Genomic DNA, 25,096 nt, shown 5'->3' on the forward strand with positions numbered 1-25,096 from the left:
TCCGATCCCGCATGGCGACGTGCCACCGGGCAAATGAGGTTCAGGCGATCGTGATGCGGACCGCGATGTTGCTGCGGGTCGCGTTGGCATAAGGGCAGATCGCGAGCGCTCGCTCGACCAGTGCCCGCCCGGTCTCGGCGGCGATCCCCGGCAGGTCGGCGTCGATGTCGATCGCCAGCACAAGCCTCTGGTCGTGGCCTTCGCCGGCGGGGCCGATGCCGACCGTCGCGGTGACATTGGCGTCGTCGGCGACGGCGATCTCCGCCCGGCCGGCGACCAGCCGGATCGCCGAGAGCAGGCTGGCGGCATAGCCGGCCGCGAACAGCTGCTCGGGGTTGGTGCCGTCGCCGCCCGCGCCACCGAGTTCGGGTGGCGTGGCGAGGCGGATGCGGAGCCGGCCATCGGCGCTCGCGGCCGATCCGGCGCGGCCGCCGATGGCGGTGGCCGCGGTCTGATACAGCGGTGTCATGGTGCAGCTCCTGCCCGGATCCGCCGCCGATCGCGGCGGATGGGCGAGAAGGGATCAGGCGGCGGCGGCCGGGGTCGCGCGGAACGCGATCGCCATTCGGTTATACGTGTTCATCAGCCCGATCGCGAGGGTGAGGTCGGCGATCTGCTTCTCGTCGAACACCGTGCGCGCCGCGGCATAATCGGCGTCGGGGATACCGGTCGACGCGACCAGCGTGACGCTTTCGGCCCAGGCGAGCGCGGCGCGCTCGGTGGCGTCGAACAATTTGCCGGCTTCGCGCCAAGCGGGCACCAGCACCAGCTTGTCGACGCTCACATCCTTCTTCAGCAGGTCGCGGCTGTGCATGTCGATGCAATAGGCGCAGCCGTTGATCTGGCTGACCCGCAGATAGACGAGATCGACCAGCCGGGCGTCGAGCCCCGACTGCATGATATAGCCGTAAAGCTGGCCGAGCGCCTTCATCCCGGCGGGGGCGGCGGCATTGTGATCGATACGGATGGACATGGTCGTTTCCTTGGATCTTGTGGTCCGGCTTTCGCCGGCTGGATCTTCAATAAGCCTGTTCGGGGGCGGCGATTAGAACCGGATCGTCATTTCTATCATGCCGTATCGGTGCATAATCGACCGGCCGGCCTTAATGGGCGGGGCCATGATCCGGCGTCACCAGCGCCGTGTCGTCGCTGTCGACCACGAACACCGCGAGCAGCCGCGCTGGCTGTGTGTCGCTGACATTCTCGCTGACGCCATGATGCGCGCCGGGCGCCTCGTACCAGCTCTCGCCCGGGTGGTAGATCCGCGGCGGCGACCCGTCGACCGAACTGCGGATCTCGCCGTCGAGAACATAGGCGAAGATGAATGCGGATTTTGCGTGCGTGTGGGCGGGCGAGGCGCCACGCGGCGGATAGGTTACCACCGCCGCCTTGAGCGACTTGCCCGGAATGTTGGGGATGGCGTGGTCGAACGCCGGCGTGACCGTCTCCACGGGTCGCTCCTGCGCCATCGCCGGCAGCGCGGCGGTGCAGACGGCGAGCGCCGCGATCATCATGGTCTTCATGTCATTCTCCTCATCGGGCGAGGCCATCGCCTCTTGCCGGGGGGATAGCCCGATGGCCGGCGGGGAGATTGAACGTTCGCGTCCGCTTTTGTCGGGTTCGGGCGTGTCGGGTTGTTCGGTGACGACTGTGCCGGTGGTGCCGAGCTTCCCGGTTATTGCGTTGGTGATCCGGTGGCCCCCGGCACATGTCCCGAAAGCGCCGACATGGGCGCGAGGGCCCCTCTCCCACTTCTTGGGAGAGGGTAGGGAGAGGGCTCTTCTTCTAATTTACCTTCCAGCCGAGCAGTAGCCAGAAGAAGACCCTCATCCAAACCTTCTCCCGCGAGCGGGAGAAGGCTTCAGAAGATATAGGTCAGCGCCCATGCGCCTTCGCGGGAGCGACGGGGGATGTATCCCCACGCTCCCGCGCCGCGACGATCCTCAAAGGTCGATGATGCCGCGCCGGATCGCGACCGTCACCGCATGGGTGCGGTCCATCACCCGCAGCTTGGCGAAGATGCTCTTCATATGCGCCTTGACCGTATCTTCGGAGATCGAGCATTCCCAGGCGATCTGCTTGTTCGCCTTGCCTTCGGCGACCAGCCGCAGCACCGCGATCTCGCGCTCGCTCAGCCCGTCGTCGATCGCGTGGAGCGCGATCTCGCGCGAGATTTCGGCGCACAGATAGCGGCGGCCGTCATGGACGCTGCGGATCGCGTCGAGCAGTTCCTTGCGCACGCTGCCCTTGAGCAGATAGCCGCTCGCGCCGGCGCGCAGCGCGCGCATCGCCTGGATGTCGCCGGCATAGGTGGTGAGCACGATGATCCGCGCATCGGGATCCGCCTGCCGGATCGCCGCGATCGCCGCCATCCCGTCGACGCCGGGCATCTGCAGGTCCATCAGCACGATGTCGGGTTTCAGCGCGGCGTGGCGTTCGATCGCCCGGGCGCCGTCCTGGGCTTCGCCGGCGACGATCATGTCGGGCTGCAGTTCGATCACCGCGGCAATCCCCTCGCGCAGCATCGGATGATCGTCGGCGATCAAAATCCGGATCGGATGCTCGGGAGAGGGGGCCGCCATGATCGTGCAGCGTAGCGCGGCGGCGGTCCCGCGACCACCCTTCGGGCGCTACCCGATCGAGTGACGAGGATGCCCCCCGTCGGAAGATTACGTCCCAGAAACGTCGCGGCTATACTGTGCGCAAAGGGAAGGGGAATGTCATGCACGGCCTTTTCGGGCAGTATCTGGGCGATCATCTTCATTTGAAGGATGCGCCGCGACTGTCGGTGCGAACCGCGGCGGGCACCCCGGTCTCGCTGGCCGAACTCGACGTCCGGCGGCCGTGCGCGGCGGTCAGCAAGCCGATCCTGCCCGAGGCCTCATTGCTGATCAGCCTGCAGCTCCGCGACGTTCGCGGCTATCGATCTTGGGAGGATGGTGGAGCGCCCGTGGTCGCCGATCTCAAGGCCGGCGGCATCGTCATCCAGGATCTCAAGCGCAATCCGCGGATGGCGATCGACCGGCCGCTCCACCATCTCGCCTTCCATATCCCGGCCGCGGCGCTCAACGAGATCGGGGCGGACTCGCCGTCGGCGGTGGTCGACGGTCTCGATTATCGCCCCGGCGAGAGCGTCGACGACGAGGTCATCCGCAATCTCGGCGAGGTGCTGCTGCCCGAGCTGCGCCGTCCCGCGCCGGCGTCGTCGCTGTTCGTCGACCATGTGATGTTCGCGCTCGTCGGACATGTCGCCAAACGCTATGCGCGCTGGCGATCGGCGCCGGTCGCGGTTCGCGGCGGGCTCGCGCCCTGGCAGGAACGGCGCGCGCGCGAGGTGATCGCGGCGCATCTCGACGGCGGCATCGGGCTCAAGGACGTTGCGCAGGAATGCGGCCTGTCGGTCAGCCATTTCTGCCGCGCCTTCAAACGGTCGCTGGGCACCACCCCGCACGGCTGGCTGACCCAGCAGCGGCTCGACACCGCCAAGGACCTGCTCCGCCGCGGCAGCGAAAGTCTTTCCGACGTCGCGCTGAGCTGCGGCTTCGCCGACCAGAGCCATTTCACCCGGGTCTTCACCCGCGCGATCGGGGTCAGCCCCGGGCTGTGGCGGCGCAACTGCCAGCACTGATCGCGGCGCGCATGTTCCGCGCCGCCCGGGCGAACGATGGAGGCGATGATGCCGCTTCGGACGATCGACGATCCTGGATCGAATCTCGAATTGACCGATGCCGAGTGGCAGGCGGTCCGGATCGCGCTGGCCGACGCCCAGGATAATGGTGCCTTCGATAGCGCCGACGGCATGGTGATCGGCGCTTTCGTCGGGCTTTACCGCCTGTTCACCGGGCATCAGCCGCGTCGACCCTTGGCCAATCGCCGGCTCGAGCGGCTGCGCCATTTCGTCTGCGCGACCCGGCGGCGCCGGGCGATCGCCGAAGAACTGGTCCCCGAGCTGCTCGACCTCGGCTATAGCCGGGCGCAACTTCAGGCCGCGGCGATGCTCTCGGCCTGATCGCGGGAAGCCGAAGCGCGCATGGAGGCGATATGGGACTGCTGGTCGAAGGCAAATGGCGCGACGCCTGGTACGACACGTCGGCGTCGGGCGGGCGGTTCGTGCGCAAGGATGCGGTGTTCCGCAACTGGGTGACCGCCGACGGCGCGGCCGGGCCGAGCGGGCAGGGCGGTTTCGCCGCCGAGCCGGGGCGCTATCATCTCTATGTCAGCCTGGCCTGCCCGTGGGCGCACCGGGTGCTGATCATGCGCGCGCTCAAGGGGCTGGACGAGGCGATTTCGGTCTCGGTGGTCAACTGGCTGATGCTGGAGCATGGCTGGACCTTCGCCGACGGCCCGGGCGTCGTGCCCGATCCGATCCACGGCGCCGATTATCTTCATCAGGTCTATGCGGCGGCGGTGCCCGACTTCACCGGGCGGGTAACGGTGCCCGTGCTGTGGGACCGGCAGCGCGCGACGATCGTCAACAACGAATCGTCCGAACTGCTGCGGATGCTGGGCAGCGCTTTCGACGGCATCGGCGCCACCCCCGGCGACTATTATCCCGCACCGCTGCGCGCCGAGATCGACCGGATCAACGCCCGCGTCTACGACAGCCTCAACAACGGCGTGTACAAGGCCGGCTTCGCGACCACCCAGGCGGCTTATGAAGAGGCGATCGGGCCGCTGTTCGACACGCTCGACTGGCTCGAGGCGATGCTCGCCGACAGGCCCTATCTGACCGGCGACGGCGTGACCGAGGCCGATATCCGGCTGTTCACCACGCTGATCCGGTTCGACGCGGTCTATGTCGGCCATTTCAAATGCAATATCCGCCGGATCGCCGACTATCCCGCGCTGTCGGGGTTCACGCGCCGGATGATAGCGCTGCCCGGCGTCGCCGCGACGGTCGATTTCGACCATATCAAGGGCCATTATTATCAGAGCCACCGGACGATCAACCCGTCCGGGATCGTGCCGGTCGGGCCGCTGCCGGCGTATTGATCGGGCGGTCCGCGTGCCGCTGGACCCGCCCCCGGCAAAAGCATATGCTCGCTCCAGCGGCTTCAGACCGCGTGGAGAGATGCTGTCATGTCACGCCTCGACTGGGTGGGTGATCGATGCTGCTGGGCGCTGTCGGCGATCGGCCTTTTCTATATAGTCTATTGGCATCTGCTGCGGTGATCTCCGCTCAGCGCAACCCGCCGCCCAGCGCACGATAGAGTTCGACCGCATTGGCCTCGCGCACCAGCCGGGTCGCGAGCAGGCTTTGCTGGGCCGCATAATAGCTGCGCTGCGAATCGAGCGTGGTGAGGAAAGGTTCGATCCCGGCCTTGAAGCGGGCTTCCGACAGGCGAAAGGCGCCGCGCGCATTGTCTTCGAGCGAGGTCTGCGCTGCGATCTGCGCATCGATCGTGCCGCGCCGCGCCAGCGCGTCGGCGACTTCGCGGAACCCGGTCTGGACGGTCCGCTCATATTGCCCGACCATCGCGTCGCGGGTCGCCTTGGCATAGCGCAGATTGCCGGCATTGCGGCCGAAATCGAAGATCGGCAGGCTCGCGGTCGGCGCCACCGACCAGGTCTTGCTCGATCCGGCGAACAGGTTGGACAGGCCGAGGCTGGTCGTGCCGAGCGCCGCGGTCAGCGAGATCGTCGGGAAGAAGGCGGCGCGCGCCGCGCCGATATCGGCATTGGCGGCGATCAGCTGATGCTCGGCCGCGGCGATGTCGGGGCGGCGCAGCAGCAGCTCCGACGACAGGTCGGCAGGCAGCCGGTCGATCGTGGCGCCCTGCGCCGCCAGCGCCTCGGGCAGCATCGCGGCGTCGAGCGTGGTGCCCGCGAGCAGGTTCAGCGCATTGCGATCCTGCGCCACCAGCGTCGTCGCATCGGCGATGTCCGAGCGCGCCTGGTCATGGCTGGTGCCGGCCTGCCGCACCTCGACCTCGGAGGCGATCCCGGCCTTGAAGCGGCCGATGGTGATGTCGAGCGTCTGGCGAAAGGCGGCTTCGGTGTCGCGCGCGATCCGCAGCCGCTCCTGGTCGGCGGCCATCGTCAGCCAGGCGGTGGCGATTTCCGCGACCAGTGCGGTCTGGGCGGCGTTGCGGTTCTCGCCCGCCGCGAAATACTGCTCCTGCGCGGCCCTGGTCAGGTTGCGGGTGCGCCCGAACAGGTCGATCTCCCACGCCGAGATGCCGACCGACGCCGAATAGATGTCGGTCCGCCCCGATCCCACAGCGGTCGCCCCGCCGCTGCCGCCTGCCACCGCGAACGGCGACTTCTGGTAGGTCGCGCCGCCATTCGCGCCCAGTGTCGGGAATATGTCGGCGCGCTGGACGCGATATTGGGCGCGCGCCTGCTCGACATTGGCGAGCGCCACCCGGAGGTCGCGATTATTGGCGAGCGCGAGGCGGATGACGTCGCGCAGCCGCGGATCGGTGAAGAAGTCCGCCCAGGCGGTGTCGGCGGGAACGATCGTGCCGGCGGGCGCTACGTCGACGCGATAGGCGGGACCGGTCGGCATGGTCGGCGGAACCGGCAAGGCCGGCCGGGCATAGCGCGGCGCCATGTCGCAGCCGGCCAGGCCGGCGGCCATCGCCGCCACCAGCAGCGCGCGCGTGGGATGGGATATCATCGGATCAGGCTTCCTGTGGCCGCTGGCCATGAGGGAGGGCGTGGTCGGGCTGGGCTGCGCGGTCCTGCCGGAACAGCCGCTTCACCACGAAGAAGAACAAGGGCACGAAGAAGATCGCCAGCACCGTCGCCGACAGCATCCCGCCGACCACCGCCCAGCCGATCGCCTTCTGCCCACCCGCCCCGGCGCCGTTCGCCAGCGCCAGCGGCAGCACGCCGAAGATGAAGGCGAACGACGTCATCAGGATCGGCCGCAACCGCAGCTTCGCCGCCTCGAGCGCGGCATGGGCGGCGTCGAGCCCCTCGCGCATCTTCTCCTCGGCGAATTCGACGATCAGGATCGCGTTCTTCGCCGACACCCCGATCGTCGTGATCAGCCCGACCTGCAGGTAGATGTCGTTGTTGAGCCCGGCGATGGTCGCGGCGAGGACCGCCCCGAGCACGCCGAGCGGCACCACCAGCATCACCGCGATCGGCACCGACCAGCTTTCATAGAGCGCGGCGAGGCACAGGAACACGATCAGCAGCGACAGCGCATAGAGCGCGGGGGCCTGTCCGCCCGAGAGCTGCTCCTCATAGGAGAGACCCGTCCATTCGAAGCCGACGCCGGCGGGCAGCTTCGCGGCATGTTCGGCCATCGCCGCCATCGCCGCGCCGGTGCTGTAGCCGGGGGCGGGCGCGCCCATGATCTCCATCGACGAGACGCCGTTATAGCGCTCGAGCTTCGCCGGGCCATAAGCCCAGTCGGTGGTGGCGAAGGCCGAGAAGGGCGCCATCGTTCCGCTCGACCCGCGGACATGGAAGTCGCCGAGCGAGGCCGGGCTGGTGCGGAACGCCGCGTCGGCCTGCATATAGACCTTCTTGACCCGGCCACGGTCGATGAAGTCGTTGATATAGGATCCGCCGAACGCGGTGCTGACGGTGTCGTTGATGTCGGCCTGGCTCAGCCCGATCGCGCCGGCTGCCGCCTGGTCGACCTTGAGCTTGAGCTGGGGGGTGTCCTCGATGCCGTTGGGGCGGACCTGCGCGAGCCTCTTGTCCTGCCGCGCCATGCCGAGCAGCTGGTTGCGCGCGGCGAGCAGCTGGTCATGGCCGAGATTGCCCTCGTCCTTGAGCTGGAAGTCGAAGCCGGTCGCATTGCCCAATTCCTGGACCGCCGGCGGCGCGAAGGCGATCGCCTGGCCCGCGCTCAGCCTGGCGAAGGCCTCGTTCGCGCGGTGGACGATCGAGGCGATGTCGCCGCCGGCATGTTTGCGGTCTTCCCAGGGGCGCAGCTTGACGAAGGCGATGCCGACATTCTGGCCCTGGCCGACGAAGCCGAAGCCGCTGATCGTGAAGGTCGATTCGACATTGGCCTTCTCGTCGACCAGATAATGGCGGCGGACCTGCGCCATCGTCCGCTCGGTCTCCTCCATCGAGCTGCCCGACGGCAGCGACACCTGGCTGAACATCACCCCCTGGTCCTCGTCGGGCAGGAAGCCGCCCGGCAGCCGCAGGAACAACAGCCCCATGCCGACCACGATCAGCGCATAGACCGCCAGCGACCGGCGCCAGTTGCGCTCGACGCGGCCGAGGCCATTGGCATAGCGGGTCACGCCGCGATCGAAGGTCCGGTTGAACCAGCCGAAGAAGCCGGTCTTCTCGCCATGGCCATGATCGGCGGGCTTGAGGATCGTCGCGCACAGCGCCGGGGTCAGGATCAGCGCGACGAACACCGACAGCACCATCGATGAGACGATCGTGATCGAGAACTGGCGGAAGATCACGCCCGTAGATCCGCCGAAGAACGCCATCGGCAGGAACACCGCCGACAGCACCAGGCCGATGCCGACCAGCGCGCCGCTGATCTCGTCCATCGACTTCTTCGCCGCCTCCTTGGGGCTGAGGCCCTCGGTCTGGATCAGCCGTTCGACATTCTCGACGACGACGATCGCATCGTCGACCAGCAGGCCGATCGCGAGCACCATGCCGAACAAGGTGAGCGTGTTGATCGTGAAGCCCGCCACCAGCAGGATCGCCAGCGATCCCAGCAGCACGATCGGCACCGCGATCGTCGGGATCAAGGTCGCCCGCCAGTTCTGCAGGAACAGGAACATCACCACGAAGACCAGGATCACCGCTTCGAACAGGGTGTGGACGACCTGTTCGACCGACAGCCGGATGAAGGTCGAATTGTCGATCGGGAAGTCGACCCTGACGTCGGCGGGGAAGCGCTTCGAAAGCTGCTCGACCTTGGCCTTGACCGCGGTCACCGTGTCGAGGGCGTTGGCGCCCGGCGCCAGCTTGATCGCGATCCCCGATGCCTGCTTGCCGTTGAACCGCGCCGCGAAGCTGTAATTCTCCGACCCCATGTCGACCCGGGCGACATCGGCCAGGGTGACGATCGAACCGTCGGCGGTCGACCGCAGGATGATCTTGCGGAACTCCTCGGGGGTGCGCAGCCGCGCCTGGGCGGTGACGGTGACGTTGAGCGCCTGGCCCTTCACCGTCGGGGTGCTGCCGACCTGGCCCGCCGATACCTGGGCGTTCTGCGCCTGGATCGCCGATCGGATGTCGGCGACGGTGATCCCCAGATTGGCCATCTTGTACGGGTCGATCCAGACCCGCATCGCATATTGCGCGCCGAGCACCATCGTGTCGCCGACCCCGGTGATGCGGCTGATCGGGTCCTGGAGGTTGGACGCGACATAGTCGCCGAGATCGACCTGATCGTGCGAACCGTCCTGCGAATAGAGCGCGACGACCAGCAGGAAATTCGCGGTCGCCTTGGCCACCCGAAGTCCGGCCTGCTGCACCTCCTGCGGGAGCAGCGGGGTCGCCTGGGCCAGCTTGTTCTGGACCTGGACCTGGGCGATGTCGGGGTCGGTGCCCTGGTCGAAGGTCAGGGTGACGGTGAGGTTGCCGGCGGAATCGCTGGTCGACGAGAAATAGCGCAGATGGTCGATGCCCTTCATCTGCTGCTCGATCACCTGGGTGGTGGTGTTCTCGAGCGTCTGGGCGTCGGCCCCCGGATAGAGGGTGGTGATCGAGACCGCGGGCGCCGCGATCTCGGGGAATTGCGCGATCGGCAGCACGCGCAGGGCCAGGCCGCCGGCGAGCATCAGGATGACGGCGATGACGATCGCGAAGATCGGCCGGTCGATGAAGAAACGCGACATGGCGGCTCAGTTCGCGCCGGCGGCGGCGACGGTCACCTGCTGCGGCGCGCCCGCTTTCACCAGGGTTCCCGGCGCCAGCCCGATCAACCCTTCGACGATCAGCCGGTCGCCGGGCTTCAGGCCGCTGGTGACGATCCATTTGTCGCCGACGACGCGGTCGGTGACGAGCTTGCGCTCCTCGACCTTGTTGCCGGCGCCGACGACCAGTGCGGTGGCGCGACCGCGCGGGTCGCGGGCGATGCCCTGCTGGGGGGCGAGGATCGCATGCCGGCGCACCCCCTCGACCAGCTGGGCGCGGACATACATGCCGGGCAGGAGCAGCCCGCCCGGATTGGCGAAGGTCGCGCGCAGGGTGACGCTGCCCGATTGCGGATCGACCGACACCTCGGAAAATTGCAGCCGCCCGTCGATCTGATAGGTCTTGCCGTTCGGCAGCAGCAGCTTCACCCGCGCGCCGCCGGCCCGGTCCTGCTGGATGCTGCCCTCGGCCAGCGCCGATTTGAGGTCGAGCAGCTGCGCCGCCGACTGGTTGACGTCGACATAGACGCTGTCGGTGCGCTGGATCGTCGCGAGCGCGCCGGCCTGGCCGGCCTGGACCAGCGCGCCGGGGGTGAACAGCGATCGTCCGATCCGGCCCGAAATCGGCGCGCGAATGCGGGTGAACCCCAGATTGACCTCGGCGGCCTGTACCGATGCTTTTTGCGCCGCAACATCGGCCGATGCCTGCTGCGCGGTGGCTTCGGCATTGTCGAGCTCCTGCCGGCTGACCGCGTTGATGCCGACCAGCCCGCGATAGCGCTCGGCCTGCAGCCGGGTCGAATTGATCGCCGCTTTCGCCCGGGCGAGATTGCCCTGCGCGGTGCCGAGCGCGGCGCGATAGGGGGCGTCCTCGATCTCGTAGAGCAGCTGTCCGGCATGCACGAGGCCGCCTTCGGCGAACAGCCGCCGGCGGATGACGCCACTGATCTGGGGGCGGACTTCGGAGGTTTCGACCGCCGCGACCCGGCCCGGCAGCTCGTTGGTCAGGACGACATTTTCCTGCCTGAGCGTCACCACCCCGACCGCGGGCGGGGCGGGCGGGGGCGGCGCCGGGGTGCCGCAGCCCGCCAGCAGGACGAGCGCGATCAGGGGCAGGATATGGGCGTGAAAGGACATGGCGACCATCGATCGAGAAACAGGGATATTTCGGAATGAACGTTCATTCCGCTTGCGGGGCCCTAGGCGTCGTGTCATGCATGGGTCAAGAAAAAAAGGGAGGATCGGGGCGCGTGGGAACTGCAGTGCAGCATGAAGGCGGAGCGCAGGCGAGGATCATCGCCGCGGCCCGCACCCTGTTCGCGACCCGTGGCTTCCACCAGACGGCGATGGCCGATCTCGCACAGGAGGCGCAGGTCAGCGTCGGTGCGATCTACCGCTCGTTCGACGGCAAGGCGGCGATCATCCGCGCGATCGTCGTGCGCGACACGCGCGAGATGCTCGTCGAGATTCACGAACTGCTCGATCGCGTGCGGAGCGGGCAACTCGCGGTCGATGCCGCGATCGACCAGATCATCCTGCACCAGCTCTGCCGGGGCGACGAGGCGCTGGCGCACGATATCCTCGCCGAAGGGCATCGCAATCCCGACGTGGCGGAGGCGATCGCCGACTTCTTCGTCCAGTATCGCGCCGCCTTTCGCGAGCTGGCGCGCTTTGCCAATGCCCGCCTGTCGGACGAGGATCTCGACGCGGCCGAGGAACTGCTGCTCGCGTATATGTTCGGCCTCGCCCATCGCGGGCTCTCGCGCCCCCGGCTCGACGACCAGGCCGCTGCCCGGCTCGCGACCTGCTTCATCCTGCGCGCGCTGGGCACCGACAGGCCGCCCCACGCGGGCTGACAAAGCCCAGGAGAAATCGGCTCAAACTTATAAGACAAGTTCGTCGATCACGAGATCGGGCGAGGGACGGTTTAATCCAGAAATGGCGCAATGCCGGGCGTGCGCAGCGCGAACGGTCCACATAGGCGGCCATCGGCCATCAATTTTAGCAAATAATTACAATATGATGATGTGATATCCGTAAATGGGCGGCTGTCACGGACCCGCGCCGGGCCCACGCCATCGCCAGCGACTGCGAGTAGAGCTCAAAATTTGTCATACAAGACTTGCGAGCGGTTCGCGGGCTTGGTAAAGGCGGCATCAAGTCGGACGCAAGCCGACATTTGGGAGGGATCATGATGAAGCCGTTTCACTCAACCGCGCTCTCGCAGGTGATGGTCGCCGCCGCGATCGCCGCCGCCTCGTCCGCTCCGGCGCTCGCACAGACCGCGGCGGCCCAGCCGGCGCCGGCCGAGGATGCCGCGACCGCCAACAGCGATGCCGAGATCGTCGTCACCGCGCAGAAGCGTGCGGAACGCGTCCAGGACATTCCGCTGGCGGTGCAGGTGCTCAGCGGCGCCGCGCTCGAAAGCCAGGGGGTTCGCGATTTTTCCGACCTGACCAAGGCGACCCCGTCGCTGGTCATCCGTCCTGCCGAACAGCCGGTCAACGCCTCGATCTCGATCCGCGGCATCGGCACCTTCGCCTTCTCGCCGAGCGTCGAACCCAGCGTCGCGGTGCAGATCGACGACGTGCCGGTGCAGTTCCTCGCCCGCGCCTTCGCCGACCTGTCCGACATCGAGCGGATCGAGGTGCTGCGCGGGCCGCAGAGCACGCTCTATGGCCGTTCGGCGTCGGCGGGCCTGATCAACATCATCACCCAGGGGCCGAGCGACAAGCTGTCGGGCCGGGTCAACGGCCTCGTCACCACCGACAAGGAATATCAGCTCGCCGGATCGCTCTCGGGTCCGCTGACCGACACGCTCGGTTTCCGGGTCAGCGCGAACTACGACAAGTTCGACGGCAATGTGAACAACCTGTTCAACGGCGACAAGATCAACGGCCGCCGCATCTTTTCGGCGCGCGGCAAGCTGGTCTGGGATCCGACCGACAGCCTCAACATCACCGCGCAGGCCAGCTATATCGACGGCAAGACCACGATCGGCCGCCCGTGGATCCGGGTGTCGCCCGCCTCGCGGCTGCGCGGCGTCGCCGCCTACACCCCCGCGGTCTATGCGCCGGGGGTCAGCTTCACCTCGGACAACAACGACGTCGTCAACAACATCAATTCGGGCACCGATTATTCGGACTTCTCGCAATCGCTGCGCGCCTCGCTCGATCTCGGGCCGGCGACGTTGATGTCGATCACCGCCTGGGACCATTTCAAGCAGTATGACATCCTCGACCAGGATGAATCGGCGATCGCGGCGCTCGACAACCGCCAGTTCGGCACCTTCGACACCCATGCCTTCTCGCAGGAGTTCCGGCTGGTCTCGCCGAGCGCCAACAAGCTGCGTTACACGCTCGGCTTGTTCTATTCGAACCTCAACCTGACCCGCGACTTCACCCGCGGGCCGTTCTTCTCGATCGCGCGCTGGTATGCGACCAACGGCACCAAGCAATATGCCGCGTTCGGGCAGCTCGAATATGACCTGCTCGAAAACACCACGCTGATCGGCGGCGCCCGCGCCGGCAAGGGCAAGATCGATTACACCTTCCTCGATATCGCCAACGCCAATGCCAAGTTCGCCGGCAATGATTCCGAGAATTACGAGACCTACAAGGCCGGCGTGCAGCAGAAGTTCAGCCGCGACCTGATGGCCTTCCTGACTTTCGCGACCGGGCACAAGGGCCAGGCCTATGACATCGGCACCGGCTTCAACCTCGTCCGCCAGAATTCGGGTCCGGTGCGGCCCGAGACTTCGAAGGACTGGCAGGTCGGCATCAAGTCGCAGTTCCTCGACCGCCGTGTGACTCTCAACGTCACCCTGTTCGACACCCGCTTCAAGAATTTCCAGGCGCAGGGCATCGAGACGCTGGCCGACGGCACGATCAACTTCCGCCTCGCCAATGTCGGCCGGCTGAAGACCCGCGGCGTCGAGGTCGAAGGCAGCGTCCGCGCGACGTCCGACTTCAACCTGTCGGGCGGCGTGACCTATGCCGACGCGACGATCACCTCCTTCCCGTTCGGGCAATGCTATCCGCTGCAGACCGCGGCGCAGGGCTGTACCGGCACCCCGGCGCGTCAGAATCTGAAGGGCTATCACCCGGCGCAGGCCCCGAAGTGGAAGCTGTCGGCCAATGCCGAATATACCCCGTCGCTGACCACCGCGCTCGATGGCGTGCTCCAGGCCGCCTATAATTATCAGAGCAAGTTCAACTTCGACATCAACCAGGATCCGGAGAAGGCCCAGAAGGGCTATGGCATCCTCAACCTGTCGGCCGGCATCCGCGACGCCGATCGCCGCTGGGAACTGGTCGCCTTCCTCAACAATGTGTTCGACAAGCAATATTATTCGAACCTGGCGAACTCGGCGGGCAATCAGGGTAACGCCATCGCCACCCAGAGCTATCTGCCCCGCGACTTCTTCCGCTATGGCGGGGTGCGCGCCAGCTACAGCTTCTGATCCACATCCCCAGGGGTTCTCCCCCTCTCCTTACTGGGGCGCGTCCTTCGGGACGCGCCCCTTTTTGTTTGGGCGCAGGCATAACCCCACCCGTCGCTCCGGCGGAGGCCGGAGCGACGGGGAGCAGACACAAAAAGGGCGCGGACCGAAGCCCGCGCCCGATCGGACGCCGAAAGGGAAGGCGCCCGCCTAAGTCAGCACAGCTGGCAGATATCCAGCACATCCATATCCTCATAATCGAGATTCTCGCCCGCCATCGCCCAGATGAAGCTGTAGGCGCGGGTCCCCGATCCCATATGGACCGACCAGGGCGGCGAGATCACCACCTCCTCATTCTTCATGACGATGTGCCGCAGCGCGTCGGGCTGGCCCATATAATGGAAGACGCGGTCGCTCTCCTCGAGGTCGAAATAGAGATAGATCTCCGAGCGGCGCTCATGGACGTGCGGTGGCATCGTGTTCCAGACGCTGCCCGGCTTGAGCAGGGTCATGCCGAGGCACAGCGAGGCGCTGGCACAGGTGTGCGGCAGGATCAGCTGGTAGATGTTGCGCTCGTTCGACTGTTCGAGGCTGCCGCGCTGCATCGGATTGGCGTCGGCGAGCGTCAGCTTGCGCAGCGGGAATGCCTTGTGGGCGGGAACGCTCAGCAGATAGAAGCGCGCGCCGTCGCCGGCGAAGCTGACCTCGACTGATCCCATCGGCACATAGAGCGATTCATATTTGGCGAGGACGATCGTCTCTCCGTCGACGACGACCCGGCCTTCGCCGGCGCCGATATTGACGATGCCGAGCTCGCGCCGTTCGAGCAGCGAATGGCCCGCCGCGCTTGCCGGCTCGCTCTGGCGCGGCAGCGCGAGCGGCGCGCCTGCGGGCACCGCGCCGCCGATGATGAAGCGCTCGCCATGCGAGTAGTTGAGCACGATCTCGCCGGGGCGGAACAGCCCGCCGACGAGGTGGCGGTCGCGCAGATCCTCGTTGGAGGCGCCGTCCATCATCGTCGGATGGGTGGCATAATAGGTTTTTTCGAACACGCGCTTCTCCGATGGGACGTTCGGCTGCTTCAGGGGGGAGGTCGCCGCGGGGCGGGAACGGCTCAGTCGAGCCTGGCGACCGCGGTCGCGGCGAGCAGGAACGCCCCCACGCCATAATATTGGGTGTCGGTCGGCTCGACCTTCTCGGGCTGGTCGCTGACCTGCTGGACCCAGCCGAGCCGGCCGTCGGGCTGGATCGAGCGCTTGAGCGCGGCCCAGCCGCGGTCGACCACCGGCCGATAGGCGGCGCGGTCGAGCAGCCCGGCCTCGATGCCCCAGGCCATGCCATAGGTGTAGAAGCCGGTGCCGCTCGATTCCGGCGGCGAATCCTCGGGCGCGAGCAGCGAGGGCGACCAATAGCCGTCGGGCTTTTGCAGCGTCTTCAGCTTCGTCGCCATCTCGACGAACAGCGCCTCCATCCGGCGGCGGTCGGCGCTGCCCTTTTCGAGCAGCGGGATGATCCGCGCCATGCTGGCGAACACCCAGCCATTGCCGCGGCTCCAGAATTGCTTGCGCTTCTGCTCGTCGCGCCGCTCGAAAAAGCGGCTGTCGCGGTAGAAAAGATGCTCGGCGGGGTCGAACAGGAAGTCGGTGGTCGCCCAATATTCCTTCATCGCATAATCGCGGTAGCGGCGGTCGCCGGTCTGGCGCGACAGCTCGATCATCGCCGGCGGCGCCATGAACAGCGCGTCGCACCAGCACCACCGGGTCAGGCATTCGGTGCCGTCATAGCCCTCGGGTGGCTGGTAGAAGGCGAGCCCGACCCGCGGCGGGTTGGCGAGGATATAGTCGAACGCCTTGCGGGTGGGCGCCGCCGCCTCGGCCCCGGCGCCATGTTTGGCGGACCACAGATAGGATTGGGTGATCACCAGGTCGTCGGCATGGAAGGGGCGGCGCGCCGGCAGCCACTGGTTCGACCGGCCCATCGCCGTCACCGCATCGGCGATCGCCGGCGGCGCGCCGGCATCGGCGAGCGCGGTCATTCCGACCCAGAACACCGCCTGTTCCCAGGCGCGCGGGTTCTTGGTCTCGGTGGTCACCCGCGAGACGTGCTGGCCGTCGGTCAGTCGGGCGAGCTGCCATTGGGCGAGCCGGGTCGCGAGCGTGATCGCATCGCGCGCCTCGGCGCTGGCGGCCCTGGGGGCGGGGGCTGCGATCGCGGGCATGGCCGCGAACGATGCGGTGGCAAGCAGCGCGGCAGAGATGAGCTTCATGATGGTTCCCCGGCAGGTTGGGACGGGTCGAGCCCCGATGTGGTGGGCGACAAGGTCGGGCTGAGCAGATGGAGCGCGAGCAGCGCGACCAGATAGGCGCCGCCGGCGACCGCGAAGATCGGCGCGTAGCTGCCCGACAGGTCGAGCACATAGCCGACGAACTTGGCGATCAGCATGCCGCCGATCGCGCCGGCGGTGCCGCCGATCCCGACCACCGACCCCACTGCCGCACGCGGGAACAGGTCGGACGGCAGCGTCAGCAGATTGGCCGAAAAGGCCTGGTGGCCGGCGGTGGCGAGGCCGATCAGCAGCACCGCCACCCATAGCGAATCGATATATTGGACGGTGACGATCGGCAGCACCGCGATCGCGCAACCGAGCATCGTCAGCTTGCGCGCGGCGTTGGCGGTGCGGCCGGCGCGCAGCATCCGCGACGACACCCAGCCGCCGATCACGCTGCCCGCGTCGGACAATATGTAGATCGCCACCAGCGGCGGCCCGAAGCTCTTGAGGTCGAGCCCGTAGCGCTTGCCGAGGAAGTCGGGCAGCCAGAACAGGAACATCCACCAGATCGGATCGGTCAGGAATTTGGGGACCGCATAGGCCCAGGTCTCGCGCACCGAAAACAGCCGCCGCCACGGCAGATGCCCGGCGGGCTGGACCGGATCGCTGCGGATCAGCGCCAACTCCTCGGGGCCGACCCGCTTCTGTTCCTCGGGGCGGCGATAGATCGCCAGCCAGGCGATCAGCCAGAGGATGCTGAACGCGCCGGTTGCGACGAAGGCGGCGCGCCAGCCATAGGACAGCGCGATCGCGGGGACGAGCAGCGGGGTGACGATCGCGCCGATATTGGCGCCGGCGTTGAAGATGCCGACCGCCAGCGCGCGCTCGCGCTGCGGGAACCAGTCGGCGACCGCCTTCAGGCCGGCGGGGAAATTGCCGGACTCGCCGATGCCGAGCGCGAAGCGGACCATCGCGAACTGGGTGACGCTGTGGACCAGCCCATGCGCCATATGCGCGAGCGTCCAGAAGGCGAAGGCGGCGGCATAGCCGAAGCGGGCGCCGGCGACGTCCATGAACCGGCCGATGCCGAGATAGCCGACCGCATAGGCCGCCTGGAACCAGAAGACGATGTCGGCATATTCGCTCTCGCGCCAGCCGAGATCGGCCTGGAGCACGGGCTTGAGCACCCCGATCATCTGGCGGTCGATATAGTTGATCGCGGTGGCCGCGAACAACAGCCCGCAGATCGTCCAGCGATAGCGGCCGGCGCGGCGCGCAGCCCCGGCGATCAGCCGATCGTCGGCGGTCATCGCGGCATGGGCCTTATGGTCCGGCGCCGCCGGCGCAACCGATCGTCCATCATCCTCTCCCTGGCCGCGGAGGCTTTAGCCGGTCGCGGTCAGGTTATCATACAAATCTGGCGGCTTGGGTCAATCCGCGAAGCGCGGGTCAGCCGGCCCGGTCGCGCAGCCGTGCGGTCGCGCTCAGTTGCGAGTGGCGGCTGAGGCTTTCCTGCATATGGTGGCGCGCCGCCTCGCGGGCGCGGGTCGGGTCCATGCGGATGATCGCGTCGACGATCGCATAATGTTCCTGGCGGACCAGGTCGGAATAGCTGTCATGAGCTTCTTCGGGCTGGTCGCGCAGATAGAGGTTGCGCGGCGGCACCAGCCGGACGCCGAGAAAGTCGATCAGCCGCGCATAATAATCATTCTGGGTCGCGCGGGCGATCGCCAGGTGGAAGGCGCCGTCGGCGCGCGCCGCCTGGATCGGATCCTTGCTGACGTCGCTGATCCGCTGCAGCGCCTCCTGGATATCGCCGATATCCGCGGTGGTGCGCCGCGCCGCGGCCAGCGCCGCCATCTCGGTCTCGACGGCGAGTCGCATCTCGAGCAGCTTGATCACGTCGGCCAGCTCGGCGAGCTCGTCGCGGGTGACCTGGAACGCCTGGTAGGGCGCGTTTTCGGCGACGAACACCCCCGATCCCTGGCGCGACGTGGTCAGCCCCTTGGCCTCGAGCCGCGCGACCGCCTCGCGCACCACGGTGCGGCTGACATTCTCGGTCTGGGCGATATCCTTCTGGGTGGGCAGGCGCGACCCCGGCGCCATCGCGCCCGACACGATCCGCTGTTCGAGCTTCGCGAACAGATCGTCGGTCAGCGACGGTCCGCGCGCCGGCTTCGGCTCTTCCCCCATCTCATCCCGCTTCGACGATTCGGCCGACATACGAAGGCCACTTGTCATACGAATCTCCAAAATATAGTCTCGGTGTATCATGAACGGCCAAACAGGTCGATCCGGCCCTTTGGGACGGGAGAGGGTCAGCAACGGTATCGCGCCATGGGCGCCGCCTTCGCTCGGTTTTCTTCCGCGCCGCTGGCCGGCAATTTTGGGGATCCCGATGGTTTCGTCCCGGCTGATGGTCGCCACTGCGCTCGTCGCGAGCCTCGCTTCCGCCGCGCCGGCCGCCGATTTCGCGCCGGTCGCGCCGATCCAGCCGCAGGTCTCGGTCGATCGCCCCGACTGGGAGAATCCTGCTATTTTCGCGCGCGGCAAGGAACCGGCGCGCGCGACCGGCTTCCCGTTCGAAAGCCGCGCCAGGGCGATCGCCGGCCACCGCACCAAATCCGATCGCTTCATGCTGCTGAGCGGCACCTGGAGCTTCGCCTTCTCGCCCGACGCCGACAGGCTTCCGGTCGGCTTCGAGAAACCCGATTATGACGTGTCGGGCTGGAAGCCGATCAAGGTGCCCGCCGACTGGCAGACCGAAGGCTATGACCAGCCGCGCTACAACAACATCATCTATCCGTTTCCGGCGAACCGCCCGCTGATCCCCCACGCAACCAACCCGGTCGGCTCCTATCGCCGCGACGTCGATCTGCCCGCTTCGTGGCAGGGACAGGACATCATCCTCCACATCGGCGCCGCGGGCTCGGCCTATAATGTCTGGGTCAACGGCCAGAAGGTCGGCTATTCGGAGGACAGCAAGCTGCCGTCCGAGTTCGACGTCACCCGCTGGATGCATGCCGGACGCAACGTCGTCGCGATCCAGGTCTATCGCTGGTCCGACGGCTCCTATCTCGAGGACCAGGATTTCTGGCGGGTGTCGGGGATCGAGCGCGAGGTCTTCCTGATGGCGGCCCCGCCGACCCGGGTCCGCGACTTCTTCGTCCATGCCGGGCTCGATGCGCGCTATCGCGACGGCACCCTCGCGGTCGACATGGCGGTGACCCCGTCGACCGCCGCGACCACCGCCCGCGCGGTGCTGCTCGACGGCGACCGGCCGGTGCTCGAACTGTCGCAGCCGGTCGTGGCGGGCAGCGCCGAACGGAGCGTCACCCTCAAGGGGACGCTGCCCGGGGTGAAGCCCTGGACCGCCGAGACCCCGTACCTCTACATGCTGCTGGTCGAACTCTACGACGCCAGGGGCGCGATCATCCAGTCGACCTGGAGCCGGATCGGCTTCCGCACCGTCGCGATCCAGGACGGGCTCGTCACGGTCAACGGCCGGCCGATCACGATCCGCGGGGTCAACCGCCACGAACATGATCCCGAGACCTTCCATGTCATCTCGCTCGAATCGATGGAGCGCGACATCCAGCTGATGAAGCGCGCCAATATCAACGCGCTGCGCACCTCGCATTATCCGAACGACCCGCGTCTCTACGAACTTGCCGATCGCTATGGCCTCTATGTGATGGACGAGGCCAATATCGAGAGCCATGAATATATGGACTGGTCGAACAAGCATCCCGAGCTGCGCGGCCAGTACCAGCTCGGCTTCGACCCGGCCTGGGAGGCGGCGCATGTGTCGCGGGTGACCAACATGGTCGAGCGCGACAAGAATCATCCGTCGATCATCTTCTGGTCGCTCGGCAACGAGGCCGGGATCGGCCCGACCTTCGCCCATGCTGCCGCGGCGGTTAAGGCGCGCGATCCCGACCGGCTGGTCTCCTATCTCGGCTGGGGCACCTGGCCGGGCGTCTCCGATCACCGCCCCAACGACTATGCCGACATCTATGCTCCGATGTACGACAGCGTCGCCAAGATGGTCGATTATGCGACCAACGGGTCGTTCAGGCAGCCGATGATCCAGTGCGAATATGCCCATATGCAGGGCAATTCGGGCGGCAATCTCAAGGATTATTGGGACGCGATCTACGCCCATCCGAACAGGCTGCAGGGCGGCTTCGTCTGGGACTGGGTCGACCAGTCGATGTTCCGCACCACCGCCGACGGCAAGCGTTATTGGGGCACCGGCGGCGAATATGGCCCCAATCCCGGGGGTGACATCGAATTCGGCGACGGCCTGAACCAGTCCGACCGCACCCCCAATCCGCAGCTGTTCGAACTGCGCAAGGTCTATGCGCCGATCCAGTTCGAGGGCTACGACCCGGCGAGCGGGACGGTGCGGGTGATCAACCGCCAGGATTTCGCCGGGCTCGACGGCTATGATTTCGGCTTCGACCTGCTCGAGGACGGGGTGAAGGTCGCGAGCGGCGCGCTTCAGGTCGCCGACGTGCCGGCACATGGCCAAGGCAGCGTCCGGGTCGCGCTGCCGTCGATGCCGCGCAAGCCGGGCGCCGAATATGTGCTGACGATCGCGGCGCGCGCGAAGGCGGGGACCATAGCGGCGGTCGAGGCGGGCAGCGTTATCGGCTGGGAGCAGTTCGTGCTCGGCCGCGAGCCCGGCCCGACGAAGGTCGCGGTCGCCGGTACGGTCGCGCTGGAAAGCCGCGGCGACGTCGTCCGGCTGAGCGCGGGCACCGCCGAACTGCGGCTCGACCGCAAGACCGGACTGGTCGATTCCTATGCGTCGGGCGGCCGGCTGCTGCTCAGGGGCGGCGCGCCGAATTTCTACCGGGCTTTGATCGACAACGACATCGGCACCGGGGTCGAGGCGAACCATGGCGTGTGGAAGGCGGCATCGGCCGAACGCGTCGTCGAAGGCATCGAGACGAGGCGGCTCGCCGAGGGCCGCGCCGAGGTGACGATCCGCTATGCGGTCGGATCGGGCGCCGCGCGCTTCGTCACCCGCTATGTCATGGCCGCCGACGGCAGCGTCGCGGTCGCGGGCAGTTTCACCCCGCTCAGGGCGGATCTGCCCGATCCGCTGCGCATCGGCCTCGCTTTCAGCGGCCCGTCGGCGTTCGACATGGTCGAATGGTATGGGCGCGGCCCGCACGAAAGCTATCAGGACCGCAAGACCGGCGCCGCGATAGGGCTGTGGCGCGGCCGGATCGCCGATCAATATCATGATTATATGCGGCCCCAGGAAAGCGGCAACAAGGTCGACGTCCGCTGGATGGAGCTTGCCCGCGGCGAGCAGGGCGGGGTGCGCATCGTCGGCGACGCTCCGCTGTCGGTCAATGCGCTCGCCTTTCCCTATGCCGATCTGTCGCGCCGCCCGCCGGGTACGCGGCGGAGCAGCGACATCATTCCCCATGACGAGGTATCCCTTATGATTGACGCGGTTCAGGCCGGGGTCGGCGGCGACAACAACTGGGATGCGGGCGGGCGGCCCTTGCCCGCCTATCGCATCCCGCTCAAACCCCTCAGCTATAGCTTCACGCTGGTGCCCTTCGCCGGCGCCGGCACCGACATCGCCCAGGCGAGCCCCGCCGCCGCGGAGGCGCTGCGATGAGCCGCGCCCGGACCGGCCTCGTCGCCGCCGGCGCCATGGCGGCGCTGGTCGGCGGGGTCGCGATCGCCCAGGAGCAGCAGGTCGTGCTGCCCAAGGTCGAAAAGCCGCTGCCGCCCGCCGCCGACAAGACCCCGCGCGCCGCGGCGCTGCTCGCCGACTATCGCTATGACGACCTGCTGTGGGAGAATGACCGCACCGCGCACCGCATCTACGGCCATGCGCTCGAGGCTTATGAGCCGCCGTCGGGATCGGGCATCGACGCCTGGGGCAAGACCGTCCCCTGGCCGTTCGCCGACCGCCAGCTGCGCAGCGGCGACCAGCACGCCTTTCACGGCGAGGGCATGGACTTCTACAATGTCGGCACCGGCCGCGGCGATGGCGGGCTCGGGGTCTGGCAGGACAACAAGCTGTGGACCTCGCGCAACTTCGTCGCCCACCGCATCCTCAAGAACGGCCCCGACGCCGCCGAGTTCGAGGTCGACTATGCCCCCTGGCCGGTCGGGGTCGACCGCAAGGTGTGGGAGACCCGCCATTTCCGCCTGCCGATGGGCACCAGCTTCACCCGGATGATCTCGACGATCCGCTCGGACAGACCGGGGCCGCTGCTGATCGGCATCGGCATCGGCAAGCGCGCGACCGGGGAGGGCGGCCAGCTCACCGTCGATCGCGCCAAGGGCGTGCTGTCCTTCTGGGGTGCCGAGGATCCCGCCCACGGCACGATGGGGATCGCGCTCCGGGTCGATCCGGCGATGATCGCCGATGTCCGCGACGATTATGACAATCATCTGGTCGTGCTCCGGGTCATGCCCGGCAAGCCGTTCGTCTATTATTCGGGCTCGGCCTGGAGCCGCGGCATCGGCGGCATCCGTACCCGCGCCGACTGGGATCGCGCCGCGGCGGCCGAACCGGTCGATTTCAACGCGGCGGCCAAGCAGGCGCGCTGACCTCAACAGCTTCTGAACAGGACATTCGCATGGAACGTCGTCATTTCCTCGCCGGGGCCGTCGGCGCCGGCGCCTTGGCCCTCTCGACCGCGCGCGAGGCCGACGCGGCGCCGCGCGCCGCGCCCGCCCCCGGCAACGACCGCGCCTATATGCTCGACCTGCTGATCCGAATGGCGACGCCGGTGCTCGCGCCGATGGCCGAGGGCCGGCTCCAGGCGACGTTCGCGCCTGAGCTCAGCCCGACCTGGGACGGCCGCAACCCCAAGGTCGCCTATCTCGAGGCGTTCGGCCGGCTGATGTCGGGGATCGCCCCCTGGCTGGCGCTGCCCGACGATGCGACGCCCGAGGGCCGTGCGCGGGCGACGCTGCGCCAGCAGGCGCTCGCCAGCTTCGCCCATTCGGTCGACCCGGCGAGCCCCGATTATCTGCTGTGGCGCAGCGAGGCGCAGGCGCTGGTCGACTCGGCCTATTACAGCAACGCGTTCCTGCGCGCGCCCAAACAGCTCTGGGAGCCGCTCGACGCCAAGACCAGGCAGCGGGTGATCGAGGAGCTGAAAGGGCTGCGCCGGGTGTCGCCGCCCTACACCAACTGGCTGCTGTTCGCGGCGATGAACGAGGCGTTCCTGCTGTCGATCGGCGAGCAATGGGATCCGGTCCGCATCGATCTGGCGGTGCGCAAGGTCAACGAATGGTATGTCGGCGACGGCTGGTATGCCGACGGGCCGCGCTTCCACTTCGACCATTATGGCTCCTATGTGATCCACACCATGCTGGTCGAGATCCTCGAAGTGCTGGTCGCGACCAAGGCGTCGTTCAACAGCCTCAATGCCGCCGAGCTGCTCGACCAGGCCAACAAGCGGATGCAGCGCATGGGCGAGCATCTCGAACGGCTGGTCGCCCCCGACGGCAGCTATGCCCCGATCGGCCGTTCGCTCACCTATCGCACCGCGGTGTTCCAGCCGCTGGGGTTGCTCGCGCTGCGCAAGCTGCTGCCCAAGACCCTGCCCGAAGGCCAGATCCGCGCCGCGACCGTCGCCGCGCAAAGGGCGGTGTTCCGCTTCCCGTCGAACTTCGACGCCAAGGGCTATCTGACGATCGGCTTCACCGGCCACCAGCCGAAGCTCGCCGACTGGTATTCGAACGCCGGCAGCATGTATCTCGCCGCCGAAAGCCTGCTCGCGCTCGGCCTGCCCGCGCAGGACAGCTACTGGACCAGCGCGCCTTTGCCCTGGACCTCGAAAAAGGCCTTCGCGGGTGAGGATTTCCCCAAGGATTATTATGTGACCTACTGACCTCTTCTTCGTCATGCTGAAACACGTTCAGCATGACGAAGGATTAAGCCGACCGATCCCGGGAAAGCTCAACGCGCAATGAGCGTAAGCTTGATCCGGAACAATTCCCAGAAGGCGGGGTGCATCCGGCGGTGGCCCGGGGTGTCGGGCTCGGCCTCCCATTGCTGCCAGCTCCGCAAATTGCTGTGCACCAGCTCGGCGGCCTCGCTCTGGGTCAGCCCCGATGCTTCGCGCAGCGCGCGGATCTCGTCCGGGCTGGGGTTGCGGGCGGCCGAGGGAGCGGCGCTGGAACGATTGGGGTGATTTGCCATCGCCCCCAGCACTAACGCGGGGAAACCCCGCGCGCCAGATCGGTGAGCAGCTCGGCGATATCGCGGGCAAGAATGAACGGATCGGCATGGGCGCTCTGGCAGCCATCGACGCTGTCGAGCAGCGCATGGAGCCGCTGGCGGTTCGCGCCGGCATCGGGGCGCACGGTCAGCGCCATGCCGATGATCTCGGTATGACGCAGCGGATCGGCAGCGGTGGGAAGATTGTTCATATCGGCCATCGTTCAGCGCTCCCCCGCACAAGAAGCGAGGATGGCCGGCCCTGTCCCGGCGATGGCGCGCGCGGATGCGCTGCGGGCGATCGTCATATCTGTCTCCGCCCCCATATCGGCGAGGCGCCCGTGCCGGCCTGATGCCGACGGGAATTCATATACGCTCAATGCGCG

The 25,096-nt window shown here is 67.3% G+C and carries 21 protein-coding genes; 8 read left to right on the forward strand and 13 right to left on the reverse strand.

Features of this window, described 5'->3' with window-relative positions; all coding sequences use genetic code 11:
* Positions 1–40 precede the first annotated feature (40 nt).
* From AC1RM6_RS00490 to AC1RM6_RS00505, 4 genes are all read right to left on the reverse strand, one after another.
* Positions 41–469: an Ohr family peroxiredoxin gene (locus tag AC1RM6_RS00490; protein ID WP_493097624.1), complete on the reverse strand. Its 429-nt coding sequence runs from the start codon at positions 467–469 to the stop codon at positions 41–43.
* 54 nt (positions 470–523) lie between these two features.
* On the reverse strand, positions 524–973 hold the full coding sequence (locus AC1RM6_RS00495) for a carboxymuconolactone decarboxylase family protein (RefSeq protein WP_493097625.1): 450 nt from the start codon (positions 971–973) through the stop codon (positions 524–526).
* Positions 974–1,103: 130 nt separating this feature from the next.
* Complete coding sequence (locus AC1RM6_RS00500) at positions 1,104–1,523, reverse strand: cupin domain-containing protein (protein WP_493097626.1); 420 nt, start codon at positions 1,521–1,523, stop codon at positions 1,104–1,106.
* Between the two features lie 420 nt (positions 1,524–1,943).
* Entirely contained in the window at positions 1,944–2,582 is a 639-nt protein-coding gene (locus tag AC1RM6_RS00505) for a response regulator (RefSeq protein ID WP_493097627.1), read from the reverse strand.
* Between the two features lie 140 nt (positions 2,583–2,722).
* On the opposite strand from AC1RM6_RS00505, the gene AC1RM6_RS00510 reads away from it, so the two are divergent.
* From AC1RM6_RS00510 to AC1RM6_RS00520, 3 genes are read left to right on the forward strand one after another with little or no spacing between them, the layout of a single operon-like run.
* Entirely contained in the window at positions 2,723–3,628 is a 906-nt protein-coding gene (locus AC1RM6_RS00510; RefSeq protein ID WP_493097628.1) for a helix-turn-helix transcriptional regulator, read from the forward strand.
* 45 nt (positions 3,629–3,673) lie between these two features.
* Positions 3,674–4,009 (forward strand): hypothetical protein, encoded by a 336-nt coding sequence (locus AC1RM6_RS00515; RefSeq protein ID WP_493097629.1) that lies wholly within the window; start codon positions 3,674–3,676, stop codon positions 4,007–4,009.
* A 32-nt stretch (positions 4,010–4,041) separates the two neighbouring features.
* Complete coding sequence (locus AC1RM6_RS00520) at positions 4,042–4,992, forward strand: glutathione S-transferase family protein (RefSeq protein ID WP_493097630.1); 951 nt, start codon at positions 4,042–4,044, stop codon at positions 4,990–4,992.
* Between the two features lie 187 nt (positions 4,993–5,179).
* Here the strand turns inward: AC1RM6_RS00520 and AC1RM6_RS00525 are convergent, their stop codons facing one another.
* From AC1RM6_RS00525 to AC1RM6_RS00535, 3 genes are read right to left on the reverse strand one after another with little or no spacing between them, the layout of a single operon-like run.
* Positions 5,180–6,619 carry an efflux transporter outer membrane subunit gene (locus tag AC1RM6_RS00525; protein ID WP_493097631.1) on the reverse strand — a complete coding sequence of 480 codons (1,440 nt, stop codon included), beginning with the start codon at positions 6,617–6,619 and terminating at the stop codon, positions 5,180–5,182.
* A gap of 4 nt (positions 6,620–6,623) precedes the next feature.
* Entirely contained in the window at positions 6,624–9,776 is a 3,153-nt protein-coding gene (locus tag AC1RM6_RS00530; RefSeq protein ID WP_493097632.1) for an efflux RND transporter permease subunit, read from the reverse strand.
* 6 nt (positions 9,777–9,782) lie between these two features.
* Complete coding sequence (locus AC1RM6_RS00535) at positions 9,783–10,931, reverse strand: efflux RND transporter periplasmic adaptor subunit (RefSeq protein ID WP_493097633.1); 1,149 nt, start codon at positions 10,929–10,931, stop codon at positions 9,783–9,785.
* A 113-nt stretch (positions 10,932–11,044) separates the two neighbouring features.
* Here AC1RM6_RS00535 and AC1RM6_RS00540 point away from each other — a divergent pair, with 113 nt between their 5' ends.
* Together AC1RM6_RS00540 and AC1RM6_RS00545 are read left to right on the forward strand one after the other, a co-directional pair.
* A complete protein-coding gene (locus tag AC1RM6_RS00540) occupies positions 11,045–11,650 on the forward strand; it encodes a TetR/AcrR family transcriptional regulator (RefSeq protein ID WP_493097634.1) in 606 nt (201 codons plus the stop codon).
* Positions 11,651–11,985: 335 nt separating this feature from the next.
* Complete coding sequence (locus tag AC1RM6_RS00545; protein WP_493097635.1) at positions 11,986–14,256, forward strand: TonB-dependent receptor; 2,271 nt, start codon at positions 11,986–11,988, stop codon at positions 14,254–14,256.
* Between the two features lie 194 nt (positions 14,257–14,450).
* On the opposite strand, the gene kduI is transcribed toward AC1RM6_RS00545, so the two are convergent.
* From kduI to AC1RM6_RS00565, 4 genes are all read right to left on the reverse strand, one after another.
* Entirely contained in the window at positions 14,451–15,287 is an 837-nt protein-coding gene (gene kduI / locus AC1RM6_RS00550; protein WP_493097636.1) for a 5-dehydro-4-deoxy-D-glucuronate isomerase, read from the reverse strand.
* Between the two features lie 62 nt (positions 15,288–15,349).
* Positions 15,350–16,501, reverse strand: a complete 1,152-nt coding sequence (locus AC1RM6_RS00555; protein ID WP_493097637.1) for a glycoside hydrolase family 88/105 protein — start codon at positions 16,499–16,501, stop codon at positions 15,350–15,352.
* Positions 16,498–17,814, reverse strand: a complete 1,317-nt coding sequence (locus tag AC1RM6_RS00560) for an MFS transporter (RefSeq protein ID WP_493097638.1) — start codon at positions 17,812–17,814, stop codon at positions 16,498–16,500. The genes AC1RM6_RS00555 and AC1RM6_RS00560 overlap by 4 nt, the downstream gene beginning before the upstream one ends.
* Positions 17,815–17,953: 139 nt before the next feature.
* Positions 17,954–18,697 (reverse strand): FadR/GntR family transcriptional regulator, encoded by a 744-nt coding sequence (locus AC1RM6_RS00565; RefSeq protein ID WP_493097639.1) that lies wholly within the window; start codon positions 18,695–18,697, stop codon positions 17,954–17,956.
* A gap of 205 nt (positions 18,698–18,902) precedes the next feature.
* On the opposite strand from AC1RM6_RS00565, the gene AC1RM6_RS00570 reads away from it, so the two are divergent.
* Genes AC1RM6_RS00570 through AC1RM6_RS00580 form a run of 3 tightly spaced genes read left to right on the forward strand, consistent with a single transcriptional unit; the run spans position 18,903 to position 24,381 of the window.
* The gene (locus AC1RM6_RS00570) at positions 18,903–22,145 is read left to right on the forward strand and encodes a glycoside hydrolase family 2 TIM barrel-domain containing protein (protein WP_493097640.1); all 3,243 of its coding nucleotides are present in this window, start codon (positions 18,903–18,905) and stop codon (positions 22,143–22,145) included.
* Positions 22,142–23,089 carry a DUF4861 family protein gene (locus AC1RM6_RS00575; protein WP_493097641.1) on the forward strand — a complete coding sequence of 316 codons (948 nt, stop codon included), beginning with the start codon at positions 22,142–22,144 and terminating at the stop codon, positions 23,087–23,089. The genes AC1RM6_RS00570 and AC1RM6_RS00575 overlap by 4 nt, the downstream gene beginning before the upstream one ends.
* A 29-nt stretch (positions 23,090–23,118) precedes the next feature.
* Entirely contained in the window at positions 23,119–24,381 is a 1,263-nt protein-coding gene (locus tag AC1RM6_RS00580; RefSeq protein ID WP_493097642.1) for a DUF2264 domain-containing protein, read from the forward strand.
* A 68-nt stretch (positions 24,382–24,449) separates the two neighbouring features.
* Here AC1RM6_RS00580 and AC1RM6_RS00585 read toward each other — a convergent pair whose 3' ends face one another.
* Together AC1RM6_RS00585 and AC1RM6_RS00590 are read right to left on the reverse strand one after the other, a co-directional pair.
* Complete coding sequence (locus AC1RM6_RS00585; protein WP_493097643.1) at positions 24,450–24,692, reverse strand: helix-turn-helix domain-containing protein; 243 nt, start codon at positions 24,690–24,692, stop codon at positions 24,450–24,452.
* Positions 24,693–24,703: 11 nt separating this feature from the next.
* The gene (locus tag AC1RM6_RS00590; protein ID WP_493097644.1) at positions 24,704–24,922 is read right to left on the reverse strand and encodes a hypothetical protein; all 219 of its coding nucleotides are present in this window, start codon (positions 24,920–24,922) and stop codon (positions 24,704–24,706) included.
* Between the last annotated feature and the right edge of the window lie 174 nt (positions 24,923–25,096).

The sequence above is a fragment of the Rhizorhabdus sp. GW822-FHT03C02 genome, from assembly GCF_058801765.1.

What these genes read in the sequence shown, in the direction of transcription:
- AC1RM6_RS00545 (WP_493097635.1), top strand. Translation starts at nt 11,986, where the DNA reads ATGATGAAGCCGTTTCACTCAACCGCGCTCTCGCAGGTGATGGTCGCC.
- AC1RM6_RS00585 (WP_493097643.1), bottom strand. Translation starts at nt 24,692, where the DNA reads ATGGCAAATCACCCCAATCGTTCCAGCGCCGCTCCCTCGGCCGCCCGC.
- AC1RM6_RS00555 (WP_493097637.1), bottom strand. Translation starts at nt 16,501, where the DNA reads ATGAAGCTCATCTCTGCCGCGCTGCTTGCCACCGCATCGTTCGCGGCC.
- AC1RM6_RS00560 (WP_493097638.1), bottom strand. Translation starts at nt 17,814, where the DNA reads ATGACCGCCGACGATCGGCTGATCGCCGGGGCTGCGCGCCGCGCCGGC.
- AC1RM6_RS00580 (WP_493097642.1), top strand. Translation starts at nt 23,119, where the DNA reads ATGGAACGTCGTCATTTCCTCGCCGGGGCCGTCGGCGCCGGCGCCTTG.
- AC1RM6_RS00495 (WP_493097625.1), bottom strand. Translation starts at nt 973, where the DNA reads ATGTCCATCCGTATCGATCACAATGCCGCCGCCCCCGCCGGGATGAAG.
- AC1RM6_RS00530 (WP_493097632.1), bottom strand. Translation starts at nt 9,776, where the DNA reads ATGTCGCGTTTCTTCATCGACCGGCCGATCTTCGCGATCGTCATCGCC.
- AC1RM6_RS00520 (WP_493097630.1), top strand. Translation starts at nt 4,042, where the DNA reads ATGGGACTGCTGGTCGAAGGCAAATGGCGCGACGCCTGGTACGACACG.
- AC1RM6_RS00570 (WP_493097640.1), top strand. Translation starts at nt 18,903, where the DNA reads ATGGTTTCGTCCCGGCTGATGGTCGCCACTGCGCTCGTCGCGAGCCTC.
- AC1RM6_RS00500 (WP_493097626.1), bottom strand. Translation starts at nt 1,523, where the DNA reads ATGAAGACCATGATGATCGCGGCGCTCGCCGTCTGCACCGCCGCGCTG.
- AC1RM6_RS00490 (WP_493097624.1), bottom strand. Translation starts at nt 469, where the DNA reads ATGACACCGCTGTATCAGACCGCGGCCACCGCCATCGGCGGCCGCGCC.
- AC1RM6_RS00575 (WP_493097641.1), top strand. Translation starts at nt 22,142, where the DNA reads ATGAGCCGCGCCCGGACCGGCCTCGTCGCCGCCGGCGCCATGGCGGCG.
- AC1RM6_RS00515 (WP_493097629.1), top strand. Translation starts at nt 3,674, where the DNA reads ATGATGCCGCTTCGGACGATCGACGATCCTGGATCGAATCTCGAATTG.
- AC1RM6_RS00590 (WP_493097644.1), bottom strand. Translation starts at nt 24,922, where the DNA reads ATGAACAATCTTCCCACCGCTGCCGATCCGCTGCGTCATACCGAGATC.
- AC1RM6_RS00525 (WP_493097631.1), bottom strand. Translation starts at nt 6,619, where the DNA reads ATGATATCCCATCCCACGCGCGCGCTGCTGGTGGCGGCGATGGCCGCC.
- AC1RM6_RS00535 (WP_493097633.1), bottom strand. Translation starts at nt 10,931, where the DNA reads ATGTCCTTTCACGCCCATATCCTGCCCCTGATCGCGCTCGTCCTGCTG.
- AC1RM6_RS00505 (WP_493097627.1), bottom strand. Translation starts at nt 2,582, where the DNA reads ATGGCGGCCCCCTCTCCCGAGCATCCGATCCGGATTTTGATCGCCGAC.
- AC1RM6_RS00565 (WP_493097639.1), bottom strand. Translation starts at nt 18,697, where the DNA reads ATGGGGGAAGAGCCGAAGCCGGCGCGCGGACCGTCGCTGACCGACGAT.
- AC1RM6_RS00510 (WP_493097628.1), top strand. Translation starts at nt 2,723, where the DNA reads ATGCACGGCCTTTTCGGGCAGTATCTGGGCGATCATCTTCATTTGAAG.